The following is a 12,505-nucleotide window of genomic DNA, read 5'->3' on the forward strand; positions in this document are numbered from 1 at the left end:
ATGGTTACCTGCCTTTTATCTGCGCAGGAGCCGTGTTTTACTGGCACTAGAACACGTTGCAAATAGTGTTGTAAAAGGAGCGCACCCTACATGGCACCCCCCAACATTCCCGCCGATTTCGACTTCCTCGACCCCGACGTCAACCTCGCGGGATTGCCCGTCGAGGAGCTTGCCGCGCTGCGCAAGGCGGAGCCGATCCACTGGGTCGACATCCCCGGCGGCGCGGGTGGGTTCGAGGACCACGGATATTGGCTCGTCACCCGCCACGGCGACGTCAAGGAGGTGTCGCGGCGCAGCGACGTCTACTCCAGCTGGCTGAACGGCGCCATCCCGACGTGGCCACCGGAGATGAAGCGCGAGCAGGTCGAACTGCAGCGCAGCGTCATGCTCAACATGGACGCACCCCACCACACCCGGCTGCGCAAGATCATCTCCCGCGGCTTCACTCCGCGGGCTATCGGACGGCTGGAGGCCGAGCTGGCACAGCGCGCCCAAAACATCGCCAAGACGGCGGCGACCGCGGGCAGCGGCGACTTCGTCGAGCAGGTGGCGTGCGAGCTGCCGCTCCAGGCGATCGCGGGCCTGCTCGGCGTCCCCCAGGAGGACCGCGACAAGCTCTTCCGCTGGTCCAACGAGATGACCGGTGGCACCGACCCGGAATACGCCACCGTCGATCCCGCGCAGTCGTCGATGGAGCTGATCATGTACGCCATGGCGATGGCGGCGGAGCGGAACCAGAACCCCACCGACGACATCGTCACGACGCTCATCCAGGCCGATATCGACGGCGAGAAGCTGTCGGATGACGAGTTCGGCTTCTTCGTGATCATGCTCGCGGTCGCCGGCAACGAAACCACCCGCAACTCGATCACCCACGGCATGATCGCCATGGCGAACAACCCCGATCAATGGGAGCTCTTCAAGAAGGAGCGCCCGTCGACCACGGCCGACGAGATCATCCGTTGGGCCACACCGGTGTCGGCCTTCCAGCGCACCGCCAGTGAGGACACCGAGTTGGGCGGCGTACAGATCAAGAAGGGCCAGCGGGTGGTGATGTCCTACCGCTCGGCCAATTTCGACGAGGACGTCTTCGACGACCCGCACACCTTCAACATCCTGCGCGACCCCAACCCGCATGTCGGCTTCGGCGGCACCGGCGCCCACTACTGCATCGGCGCCAACCTGGCCCGCATGACGATCAACCTGATCTTCAACGCGGTCGCCGACCACATGCCGGACCTCACGCCGATCGGTGAGCCCGAGCGGTTGCGCTCCGGCTGGCTCAACGGAATCAAGCACTGGCAGGTCGATTACACCGGCAACAGCGCGGCGGCGCACTGATCGCGATGGACTTCAATCTCAGCGCAGAGCAGGAGGCCGTCGCCGACGTCGTGACCTCGGTATTGAGCCGCGAATTGTCGTGGGCCGCAATGGTTGACGGCGGAGTAGCGGCGTTGGCGGTGCCGGAGCGTCTCGGCGGTGACGGGGTCGGACTGGCCGAGGTGGGCACGGTGCTCACCGAAACCGGCCGGCACGGCGCCATCACACCGGCACTGGTCACCCTGGGGTTCGGTGTGGTGCCGCTGCTCGACCTGGCGTCCGAGGAGCAGCAGGACCGGTTCCTGGCCGGGGTAGCGAAGGGCGGGGTGTTGACCGCCGCCCTCAACGAACCTGGGTCCGCACTGCCGGACCGGCCGACGGTGTCATTGTCGGGCGGCCGGTTGTCGGGCGTGAAAGTCGGTGTCGGATATGCGGAGTCGGCGGACTGGATCCTGGTGACGGCCGACAGTGGCGTCGTGGTGGTGTCGCCGAAGGCCGATGGAGTGGGGCTGGTCCGTACTCCGACGTCCAGTGGCGCCGACGAGTACACGGTGAGTTTCTCCGACGTCGCGGTCGCCGACACCGACGTGTTGGCGGGCGCGTCGGCGGTGCGGGTGAACCAGCTGGTACTGGGCATGATTGGTGCTTATGCCGCCGGATTGGTGGCGGGGGCGCTGCGACTGACCGCCGACTATGTGGCCGGGCGCAAGCAGTTCGGCAAGCCGTTGTCAACCTTCCAGACCGTCGCGGCGCAGTTGGCGGAGGTTTACATTGCCTCGCGCACAATTGATTTAGCCTCCAAGGCGGTGATCTGGAAACTGGCCGAGGGTCGCGACGCCGGCTCCGACCTGGATGTGCTCGGGTACTGGCTGGCCTCGCAGGCGCCGCCGGTGATGCAGACCTGCCATCACCTGCACGGCGGCATGGGTATGGACATCACCTACCCGATGCACCGGTACTACTCCACGATCAAGGACCTGACCCGGCTTCTGGGTGGGCCTTCGCACCGTCTCGATTTGGTTGGAGTTTAGATGTTTATCGACCTCACCCCGGAGCAGCGGCAGCTGCAGGCGGAACTGCGCGAATACTTCACCAACCTGATTTCGTCCGACGAGGCGAAGGCGATGGAGCAGGACCGCCACAACGAGGCCTATCGTGCGGTGATCCGCCGGATGGGCAAGGACGGCAAGCTCGGCGTGGGCTGGCCGAAAGAGTACGGCGGCTTGGGATTCGGGCCGATCGAGCAGTCCATCTTCGTCAACGAAGCGCACCGCGCCGACGTGCCGCTGCCCGCGGTGACGCTGCAGACGGTGGGACCGGTACTGCAGCAGTTCGGCACCGAGGCGCAGAAGAAGAAGTTTCTGCCGGCCATTCTCGCCGGCGAGGTGCACTTCGCGATCGGCTACAGCGAACCGGAAGCCGGCACCGACCTGGCGTCGTTGCGGACTTCGGCGGTCCGCCAGGGCGACGAGTACATCGTCAACGGCCAGAAGATGTGGACGACCGGCGGACACGACGCCGACTACGTCTGGCTGGCCTGCCGCACCGATCCGGAAGCCGTGAAGCACAAAGGCATTTCGATTCTGATCGTCGACACCAAGGACCCGGGGTATTCCTGGACGCCGGTCATCCTGTCCGACGGTGCGCATCACACCAATGCCACGTACTACAACGACGTGCGGGTGCCGGCCGACATGCTGGTGGGTGAGGAGAACGGCGGATGGCGGCTGATCACCACCCAGCTCAACAACGAGCGGGTGATGCTCGGTCCGGCCGGCCGCACCGCCGGCATCTACGACCGCCTGCATGAGTGGGCGTCCAAGCCCGGTGGCAATGGTGTCACCCCGATCGACCATCACGACGTCAAGCGGGCGCTCGGAGAGATCTACGCGATGTGGCGGGTCAACGAGCTGCTGAACTGGCAGGTTGCGGCGGCCGGCGAGGACATCAACGTGGCCGATGCGGCGTCGACGAAAGTCTTTGGCACCGAGAAGATTCAGTACATCGGACGGCTGGCCGAAGAGATCGTCGGCAAGTACGGGAACCCGGCCGAGCCGGAAACGGCGGAACTGCTCGAGTGGCTGGACTCGCAGACCAAACGCAACCTGGTGATCACCTTCGGCGGCGGCGTCAACGAAGTCATGCGCGAGATGATCGCGGCAGCGGGTCTCAAGGTGCCGAGGGTGCCTCGATGAGCGAACTTCAGGAGGCCATCGCGAAGGTAGTCGCGACGGTCGTCGCTAAGCCGCGCGAAGCGCGGGATCCGGTGAACCAGCCGACCGTGAATAACTGGGTCGAGGCGTTGGGCGATCGCAATCCGATTTATGTGGACGAGGCAGCGGCGCGCGCAGCGGGCCACCCGGGAATTGTCGCCCCGCCGGCCATGATTCAGGTGTGGACGATGTTCGGCCAGGGGGGTGAGCGCCCGACCGACGATCCCATGGGTCCGATCATGCAACTGTTCGACGACGCCGGATACATCGGTGTTGTCGCGACCAATTGTGAGCAGACCTACCACCGGTATCTGCGGCCCGGCGAGCAGGTAACCATCGCTTCGGAAATGCGCGATGTGGTGGGCCCCAAGCAGACCGCGCTCGGTGAGGGCTTCTTTATCAACCAACTCATCACCTGGCGGGTCGGCGATGAAGACGTCGCCGAGATGAACTGGCGCATCTTGAAATTCAAACCGGCTGGTGGGGCGTCTGCTTCCGAGGTCCCAGAGGACCTGGACGCGGACGCCATGATGCGTCCCGCGTCGTCGCGCGATACTGCCTTTTTCTGGGAGGGCGTCAAGGCGCACGAGTTGCGGATCCAGAAACTTGCCGACGGCTCGTTGCAGCATCCGCCGGTGCCGGCGGTCTGGCAGGACCCCGCCGCGCCTGTTGAGTATGCGGTGGCCAGCGGGCGTGGCACGGTGTACAGCTTCGTCGTGCATCATGCGCCGAAAGTGCCCGGCCGCACATTGCCTTTCGTGATCGGGCTGGTGGAACTGGAGGAAGGCGTCCGGATGCTGGGCGAGTTGCGGGGTGTCGATCCCGCCGCGGTGGAGATCGGAATGCCGGTGCGCGCAACGTATATCGACTTTCCGGCCGGAGATTCGGGGCCGGAGTGGACGTTGTACGCCTGGGAGCCGGACGCATGAGCGCGCCGGTTTTCGAGGTCGGGTTGCAGCTGCCTGAGCTGAAGCTCGAAGGGACGCCGACGTTCATCATCTCGACGGCCCTGGCTACCAGAGACTTTCAGGATGTCCACCACGATCGCGACCTGGCGCAAGCCAAGGGCTCGAAGGACATCTTTGTCAACATTCTGACCGACACCGGTCTGGTGCAGCGATTCATCACCGACTGGGCTGGGCCGTCGGCGCGGATCAAGTCGATCGGCCTGAGGCTCGGAGTGCCGTGGTACGCCTATGACACGGTGACGTTCTCCGGTGAGGTGACCGCAGTCGAGGACGGGTTGATCACGGTAAAGGTCATCGGCGCCAACAGCCTTGGCAATCACGTCATTGCGACGGTGACGCTGACGATGGGGGACGCTTAGATGTTGTCCGGTAAGGCAGCGATCGTCGGGATCGGCGCCACCGACTTCTCCAAGAACTCCGGCCGGTCCGAGTTGCGGCTGGCCGCAGAGGCCGTTTTGGACGCGCTGGATGACGCGGGACTGTCGCCGTCGGACGTCGACGGCCTGACCACCTTCACCATGGACACCAACACCGAGGTGGCGGTGGCGCGTGCCGCGGGGATCGGTGATCTGAAGTTCTTCTCCAAGATCGGGTATGGCGGCGGGGCGGCGTGTGCGACCGTGCAGCAGGCCGCGATCGCGGTGGCCACGGGGGTGGCCGACGTGGTGGTGGCCTACCGCGCGTTCAACGAACGCTCCGGCATGCGGTTCGGCCAGGTGCAGACGAGGTTGACCGAGAACGCTGACTCGACGGGTGTGGACAACTCGTTCTCCTATCCGCACGGGCTTTCGACTCCGGCCGCGCAGGTAGCGATGATTGCCCGGCGGTACATGCACTGGTCGGGGGCTGGTAGCCGGGACTTCGGCGCCGTGTCGGTGGCCGACCGTCGGCACGCCGCGAACAACCCGAAGGCCTACTTCTACGAGAAGCCGATAACCATTGAGGACCACCAGAATTCGCGGTGGATCGCCGAGCCGTTGCGGCTGCTGGACTGCTGCCAGGAGACCGACGGTGCGGTGGCGATCGTAGTGACGTCGCCTGAGCGGGCGCGCGACCTCAAGCACCGGCCGGCCGTGATCGAGGCGGCTGCGCAAGGATCCAGCCCGGACCAGTACACGATGGTGAGCTACTACCGGCCCGAGATCGGGCTGCCCGAGATGGGCGTGGTGGGTGAGCAGCTGTGGTCGCAGTCCGGTTTGCAGCCTTCGGACATTCAGACCGCGGTGCTGTACGACCATTTCACACCGTTCACGCTGATTCAGTTGGAGGAGTTGGGCTTCTGCGGCCGCGGTGAGGCCAAGGACTTCATTGCCGACGGTGCGATCGAGGTGGGCGGGCGACTGCCGATCAATACCCACGGCGGGCAACTCGGTGAGGCCTACATTCACGGCATGAACGGAATCGCCGAGGGCGTAAGGCAATTGCGGGGGACGTCGGTGAACCCGGTGCCGGACGTCGAGCATGTGCTGGTGACTGCGGGGACGGGTGTGCCTACGTCGGGGCTGATCCTGGGCTAGGGCTTGCCGGTTTGCCCAACGTGAAGCTAGCTTCACGTTGGGCATCGACTGTGAAGCCAGCTTCACGCTCGGCGGGGCTGGGGATGCATGAAGTGACCCAGACGGCGGCACTTGCAACGCTTCGGCTATGAGAGTGCCATTTCTCGGCAGCGAGGCGATCGCCGCGGGAACTCTGACCAAAAGTCAGTTGCTGACGGGCTACCGGCGGTTGTTCCGGGATGTCTACGTCGATCCGCACATCGAAATCACGGCCGAACTGCGGGCTCACGCGGGTTGGCTGTGGAGTGGTCGGTGTGGCGTCGTCGCAGGCTTCTCCGCGGCGGCGATGCACGGAAGCAACTGGGTCGACGATGCGCGACCGGTCGAGCTGATCTGTGACAACCGGCACCGACTGCCTGGCATACAACCGCGGGGCGATCACATCGAGAAGGATGAGATCGAGGTGATCGACGGTGTCTCGGTGACAACACCCGCTCGCACCGCCCTCGATCTCGGCTGTTGGTACCCGACCATGGCGGCGGTGGCCGCCATTGACGCGCTGGCCCAGGCAACAGAGGTCAAGCCGGCCGACCTCGAATTGTTGATCGACAGGTACGTCGGCCGCCGCGGCATTGTCCGGGCACGGCGCGCGGCGACTTTGTTCGATACGGGCGCGCAATCGCCGAAGGAATCCTGGTTGCGCCTCGTCTTGATCGATGCCGGTCTGCCGCGACCTCAGACGCAGATTCCGGTCAGCGACGAGTTCGGCGAGGTTTTTGCGTATCTCGACATGGGTTGGCCGTCGCTGAAGGTCGCGGTCGAGTACGACGGTGAACAGCACCGGACCGATCAGCGGCAGTACAGGTGGGACAGCCGGCGACGAGAAGGCCTCGAACGACTCGGCTGGATCGTTGTCCGGGTGCTGGCCGGGGATCGGCCGGCGGCGATTGTCCGTCGGGTGCGTGACGCTCTGGCCCGCCGAGCGTGAGGCTAGCTTCACTGTCGGCGCCGAACGTGAGACCAGCTTCACGTTCGGCGATCAGCGGAGGGGCTAGGTCGGGACGAGTTCGACGCCGGACAGCACCACGGCGTTGTCCCGCGCCGGCGCGACAACGCCGGCCAGGAAACGGCCGTCCTCTTTCCAAACGTTCACCTGCAGAGTCTCGCCGGGATACGCCACACCCGCGAAGCGCGCGCCGTAGGCCGCCACGGCCGAGGCGTCCCCGTCCAGCAACGCATCCGTGATCGCCTTGCAGGTCATGCCGTAAGTGCACAGCCCGTGCAGGATTGGCTGGGGAAAGCCTGCGGCAGCGGCGAATTGGGGATCGGAGTGCAGCGGGTTGCGGTCGCCGCACAGCCGGTACAGCAGCGCCTGCTGTGGCAACAGCGGCATGGCGAGCTCCAGGTCGGGCGCGCGGTCGGGCGCGGCGTCCGAGCCCGAGGGCCCACGCTCGCCACCGAAACCACCCTCGCCGCGGGCGAAGATCGACCGCCGCTGCGTCCAGAGCACATCCCCGGAGGGCCCGGTCACCGTCGTCTCACTCCAGATCACCGCGGCCTTGCCCTTGTCCCAGATATCGGTGAACCGCGTGACCGCCTTGCCCGAACCCGAAGGCGGAAGTGGCCCAGGCACTTCCACTCGCTCCGACGCGTGCAACACCCTGCTCAGCTCGATGTCGATGCCGGGGAACTGCACGGTGGGCGGCTTGGTCAGGTGAAACGTGGCGGCGACGTTGCCGAAAGTGGGTAGCACCTGCGGGGTGTCGTCGACCAGGTAGCGCAGTTCGCGCGGGTCCATCGGGTCGGACCCGGCGCCCAGGCCGAGGTGGTAAAGCTGGATATCGCTACTGGTCCAAGAGAATTCGATGGGATCCAGTTCCGCGGCCAGTGCGACTTCGACGTCGATCGGCATATCAGCGTGCTCCTGCGATGTGTAGTGCCGCCAGGTACCCGAATGTCATGGCGGGACCGATCGTGCCGCCCGGACCCGGATAGGTGTGCCCCATCACCGGTGCGCTGACATTGCCTGCGGCGTAAAGGCCGTCGATGACGCTGCCGTCGTCGCGCAGGGCGCGCCCGTGCACATCGGTGCGGATGCCGCCCTTGGTGCCGAGGTCGCCCGGCACCATCTTGGCGGCGTAGTAAGGCGCATGCGTGAGTTCGCCCAGGTTCGGGTTCGGCTTGTTGGTCGGATCGCCGTAATATTTGTCGTACGCGCTCTCGCCGCGGTGGAAGTCCTCGTCAACGCCTGAGCGGGCGAAGCCGTTGAAACGCGCCACGGTCTTGGTGAATTCGTCGACGGGCAGGCCCGCCTTCCCGGCCAGTTCCTCCAGAGTGTCGGCCTGGATGATCACGCCGGACTCCATCCACTTGCGCGGAATACGTTGCCCGGGCTGCAATCCCGCAAAGATGTACCGCTCCCGGTACTGCTGGTCGAAGACCAGCCAGGCCGGGATGTTCTCGCCCGGGCCGGGGCCCTGTCCGTACTGGCCGCCGTACATGTGATGGCACGCCTCGACGTAGGGCATCGATTCGTTCATGAACCGCTTGCCGGACATGTTGACGATGATCGACCCCGGCGAGTTGCGCTCCGAGAGGGCGAACCACGGGGCGCCCGCCAGCGGCACCGTCGGCCCCCACCACGCGTCTTCCATCAAATCCAGTGCAGCGCCTAGCTTTTCGCCTGCAACAATGCCGTCACCGGTGTTGGCCTTGGCGCCGACCGTCCACTCGGTGGTGATGGGGGCGCGCTGATACTTCACCCGCATCTGCTCGTTGTGCTCGAAACCACCGGACGCCAGGATCACCCCGCGCCGGGCCCGGATCAGCCGCGGCTCCGCGGATTCCGGAGCGCCCGCATCGCGGACGTAAACGCCGCGCACCACCCCGTCCTCGACGTAGAGGTCGGTCAGCGCGGTGTTGAGTACGACCGGAACTCCGGCTCGCTGCAACCCGATTCGCAGCGGGCCGATCAAAGCGCGCCCCATGCCGACCAGGTTCTTGCCGGTGGCCTTGGCCCACATGGTGCGTCCGCCGACCTTCAAACTGCGCAGCACACCGCGTGGGTGGCGCTTGAGCATGTTGAGCCGCACGTAATCCTGTTGCATGACGACCACGTTGAGCGGCACCTTGCCGTAGGCAGGTTCCAGTCCCGCCTCGTCCGGACCGAGCTTGCGGGCATTGAACGGCTTCGGCTCGATCGACCGGCCGCCGGCCCGCCCGCCCGGCGCCTCGGGGTAGTAGTCCGAGTAACGCGGTACCCAGCACATCTTCAGCGGCGTGTGCTCGAGGACGAACGAGAGCATCTCCGGCCCGCGCTGTAGGTAGGTGTCGATGCGCTCGGGTTCCACCACATCACCGACGATGCCGTGCAGGTAGGTGCGGGCCGCCTCCGTGGTGTCCTTCACTTTGTCGCGCCGCAGGACCTCGTTGTTCGGGATCCACACGCCGCCCCCCGAGCGGGCGGTCGAACCGCCATAGTGCGGTGCCTTCTCGATGACTACTGTCGAGAGGCCGCGGTGCGCGGCGGTGAGGGCAGCCACCATACCGGCGCCGCCGCTACCCACCACGACGACGTCGTACTCCTGTGCTGTCATGTAGAACACGTTATAGAATTGCCCGGGCTGGGCGCTACTGGCCCGGTCACGCGGACGAAGGAACTTCGGTAAATGCTCAGTGATGCGACCCGAGAAGCGCTTGCCGCCGACCTGGCACAGGCCGAGCGGAGCCGTGAGGGAATCGCTCCGTTGACGCCCGCGTACCCCGACATCGACGTCGTCGACGCCTACGAGATCCAGTTGCTCAACATCCGGCGCCGGGTCGCCGAGGGTGCCCGGGTGGTGGGTCACAAGGTGGGGCTCTCGTCGCCGGTGATGCAGCAGATGATGGGCGTCGACGAGCCTGACTACGGGCACCTGCTCGACGACATGCAGGTCTTCGAGGACGTCCCGGTGCCGACGTCGTGGTACCTGCTGCCGCGGGTGGAGGTCGAGGTCGGCTTCATTCTGTCCGGCGACCTGCCGGGTGCCGAGTGCACCGAAGAGGACGTGCTCGCCGCCACCGAGGCATTGGTCCCCTCGATCGAGCTCATCGACACCCGGATCAAGGACTGGCAGATCAAGATCTGCGACACCATCGCCGACAACGCCTCCTCCGCGGGCTTCGTACTGGGCGCCGCGCGCGTCTCGCCGGCAGATGTCGACGTCAAGGCGATCGACGCGAAGCTGACCCGCAACGGCGAGTTGATCGCCGAGGGCCGCAGTGACGCGGTTCTGGGCAATCCCGTCACCGCCGTGGCCTGGCTGTCCCGCAAGGTGGAAAGTTTCGGCGTGCGGCTGAAGAAGGGTGACATCGTGTTACCCGGATCGTGCACCTTCGCCGTCGACGCGCGGGCCGGCGACGAGTTCGTCGCCGACTTCGCGGGGCTGGGTGCCGTTCGTCTGTCTTTTGAATAATCTCGACACGGAGTGATCGTGAGCGCGGCGAAGCCGAGCAAAGCGGGTCACGACCATGGCGTTAGGAGCGTTGGTATGCCTGCAAAGGCGAGTGTGGCCATTGTCGGATCGGGAAACATCAGCACCGATCTGCTGTACAAACTGCTGAGATCCGACTGGCTGGAACCCCGCTGGATGGTGGGCATCGACCCGGAGAGTGAGGGCCTGGCACGGGCGCGCAAGCTCGGGCTGGAGACCAGTCACAAGGGCGCCGACTGGCTCTTGGAACAGGACGAGAAGCCCGACCTGGTGTTCGAGGCGACCAGCGCCTACGTCCACAAGGCGGCGGCGCCCAAGTACGAGGCGGTCGGCATCCGGGCCATCGACCTGACCCCGGCCGCCGTCGGTCCGGCGGTGATCCCACCGGCGAACCTGCGCGCGCACCTGGACGCTCCGAACGTCAACATGATCACCTGCGGGGGACAGGCGACGATTCCGATCGTGTACGCCGTGAGTCGCGTCGTCGACGTGCCGTACGCCGAGATCGTGGCGTCGGTGGCTTCGGTGTCCGCAGGGCCGGGCACCCGGGCCAACATCGATGAGTTCACCAAGACCACGTCGCGCGGCGTGCAGAACATCGGTGGTGCGGCCCGCGGCAAGGCGATCATCATTCTGAACCCGGCGGATCCGCCGATGATCATGCGCGACACCATCTTCTGCGCGATCCCCGAGGACGCCGACCGGGACGCGATCGCCCAGTCCATCCGTGACGTGGTCGCCGAGGTGCAGACCTACGTGCCCGGATACCGACTGCTCAACGATCCGCAGTTCGACGAACCGTCGGTGGTCAACGGTGGCAATCACGTGGTGACGACGTTCGTCGAGGTCGAGGGCGCCGGAGACTACCTGCCGCCGTACGCGGGCAATCTGGACATCATGACGGCGGCCGCGACGAAGGTCGGCGAGGAGATCGCCAAGGAGACGCTGGCTGTGAGTGGAGGCGCACGATGACTGGCCACATTTTCGAAGGTGCCTGGGACGTCCGGATCACCGACACGTCGCTGCGCGACGGGTCCCACCATAAGCGTCACCAGTTCACCAAGGACGAGGTCCGCTCCATCGTGACGGCGTTGGACGCCGCCGGGGTGCCGGTGATCGAGGTGACCCACGGGGACGGACTGGGCGGGTCGTCGTTCAACTACGGCTTCTCCAAGACGCCCGAGCAGGAGTTGATCAAGCTCGCCGCCGAGACTGCGCAGGAAGCGAAAATCGCATTTCTGATGCTGCCCGGTGTCGGGACCAAAGAGGACATCAAAGAAGCGCAGGACAATGGCGGTTCGATTTGCCGCATCGCCACCCACTGCACCGAAGCCGACGTCTCCATTCAGCATTTCGGGCTGGCTCGCGAATTGGGGCTGGAAACCGTCGGGTTCCTGATGATGTCGCACACCATTCCACCGGAGAAACTGGCCGCGCAGGCCCGCATCATGGCCGACGCCGGTTGCCAGTGCGTCTATGTCGTGGACTCGGCCGGCGCCCTGGTGCTCGACGGCGTCGCTGACCGGGTGTCGGCGCTGGTGGCCGAACTCGGCGAGGACGCGCAGGTCGGCTTCCACGGGCACGAGAACCTCGGCCTCGGGGTGGCCAACTCGGTGGAAGCCGTGCGGGCCGGCGCCAAGCAGATCGACGGCAGCGTGCGCCGGTTCGGTGCGGGAGCGGGTAACGCCCCGGTGGAGGCGCTGATCGGGGTGTTCGACAAGATCGGCGTGAAGACCGGCATCGACTTCTTCGACATCGCCGACGCCGCCGAAGACGTGGTGCGCCCGGCCATGCCGGCCGAGTGCCTGCTGGATCGCAACGCGCTGATCATGGGCTATTCCGGGGTGTACTCGAGTTTCCTCAAGCACGCGGTGCGTCAGTCCGAGCGTTACGGCGTTCCGGCTCACCAGCTGTTGCACCGGGCGGGCCAGCGCAAGCTGATCGGCGGCCAGGAAGACCAGCTGATCGACATCGCACTGGAAATCAAGCGCGAACAGGAGAGTGGCGCTGCCGCGTCCCGTTGACCGCGTCACGAG

12 protein-coding genes are annotated in these 12,505 nt (G+C 65.7%); 10 read left to right on the forward strand and 2 right to left on the reverse strand.

All coding sequences use genetic code 11. The features are described from left to right. The first annotated feature begins 90 nt into the window (after positions 1 to 90). The 7 genes from ACNQS7_RS23005 to ACNQS7_RS23035 all read left to right on the forward strand — a co-directional run bounded on the left by ACNQS7_RS23005 (position 91) and on the right by ACNQS7_RS23035 (position 6,985). Positions 91 to 1,341 carry a cytochrome P450 gene (locus ACNQS7_RS23005; protein ID WP_310774540.1) on the forward strand — a complete coding sequence of 417 codons (1,251 nt, stop codon included), beginning with the start codon at positions 91 to 93 and terminating at the stop codon, positions 1,339 to 1,341. Between the two features lie 5 nt (positions 1,342 to 1,346). Further along, positions 1,347 to 2,351: an acyl-CoA dehydrogenase family protein gene (locus ACNQS7_RS23010; RefSeq protein ID WP_418014349.1), complete on the forward strand. Its 1,005-nt coding sequence runs from the start codon at positions 1,347 to 1,349 to the stop codon at positions 2,349 to 2,351. Further along, positions 2,352 to 3,515 carry an acyl-CoA dehydrogenase FadE29 gene (fadE29, locus tag ACNQS7_RS23015; protein WP_055581950.1) on the forward strand — a complete coding sequence of 388 codons (1,164 nt, stop codon included), beginning with the start codon at positions 2,352 to 2,354 and terminating at the stop codon, positions 3,513 to 3,515. Next, positions 3,512 to 4,462 (forward strand): bifunctional MaoC family dehydratase N-terminal/OB-fold nucleic acid binding domain-containing protein, encoded by a 951-nt coding sequence (locus tag ACNQS7_RS23020; RefSeq protein WP_418014350.1) that lies wholly within the window; start codon positions 3,512 to 3,514, stop codon positions 4,460 to 4,462. The genes fadE29 and ACNQS7_RS23020 overlap by 4 nt, the downstream gene beginning before the upstream one ends. Beyond that, positions 4,459 to 4,860, forward strand: a complete 402-nt coding sequence (locus ACNQS7_RS23025) for a MaoC family dehydratase (protein WP_418014351.1) — start codon at positions 4,459 to 4,461, stop codon at positions 4,858 to 4,860. The genes ACNQS7_RS23020 and ACNQS7_RS23025 overlap by 4 nt, the downstream gene beginning before the upstream one ends. Further along, the gene (locus ACNQS7_RS23030; RefSeq protein ID WP_418014352.1) at positions 4,861 to 6,018 is read left to right on the forward strand and encodes a lipid-transfer protein; all 1,158 of its coding nucleotides are present in this window, start codon (positions 4,861 to 4,863) and stop codon (positions 6,016 to 6,018) included. 127 nt (positions 6,019 to 6,145) lie between these two features. Continuing rightward, the gene (locus tag ACNQS7_RS23035) at positions 6,146 to 6,985 is read left to right on the forward strand and encodes an endonuclease domain-containing protein (RefSeq protein WP_418014353.1); all 840 of its coding nucleotides are present in this window, start codon (positions 6,146 to 6,148) and stop codon (positions 6,983 to 6,985) included. Positions 6,986 to 7,048: 63 nt separating this feature from the next. Here ACNQS7_RS23035 and ACNQS7_RS23040 read toward each other — a convergent pair whose 3' ends face one another. Next, positions 7,049 to 7,909: a MaoC/PaaZ C-terminal domain-containing protein gene (locus tag ACNQS7_RS23040; protein ID WP_418014354.1), complete on the reverse strand. Its 861-nt coding sequence runs from the start codon at positions 7,907 to 7,909 to the stop codon at positions 7,049 to 7,051. 1 nt (position 7,910) lies between these two features. Next, on the reverse strand, positions 7,911 to 9,593 hold the full coding sequence (kstD, locus tag ACNQS7_RS23045) for a 3-oxosteroid 1-dehydrogenase (RefSeq protein WP_418014355.1): 1,683 nt from the start codon (positions 9,591 to 9,593) through the stop codon (positions 7,911 to 7,913). Between the two features lie 72 nt (positions 9,594 to 9,665). Here kstD and ACNQS7_RS23050 point away from each other — a divergent pair, with 72 nt between their 5' ends. From ACNQS7_RS23050 to dmpG, 3 genes are all read left to right on the forward strand, one after another. Further along, on the forward strand, positions 9,666 to 10,451 hold the full coding sequence (locus ACNQS7_RS23050; protein ID WP_418014356.1) for a 2-keto-4-pentenoate hydratase: 786 nt from the start codon (positions 9,666 to 9,668) through the stop codon (positions 10,449 to 10,451). A gap of 75 nt (positions 10,452 to 10,526) precedes the next feature. Continuing rightward, on the forward strand, positions 10,527 to 11,441 hold the full coding sequence (locus ACNQS7_RS23055; protein ID WP_418014357.1) for an acetaldehyde dehydrogenase (acetylating): 915 nt from the start codon (positions 10,527 to 10,529) through the stop codon (positions 11,439 to 11,441). After that, complete coding sequence (dmpG, locus tag ACNQS7_RS23060) at positions 11,438 to 12,493, forward strand: 4-hydroxy-2-oxovalerate aldolase (protein ID WP_418014358.1); 1,056 nt, start codon at positions 11,438 to 11,440, stop codon at positions 12,491 to 12,493. Before ACNQS7_RS23055 ends, dmpG begins: the two co-directional genes overlap by 4 nt. Positions 12,494 to 12,505 lie beyond the last annotated feature (12 nt).

It is taken from the genome of Mycobacterium sp. 23 (assembly GCF_048287075.1).
Lineage (GTDB): Bacteria > Actinomycetota > Actinomycetes > Mycobacteriales > Mycobacteriaceae > Mycobacterium > Mycobacterium gordonae_B.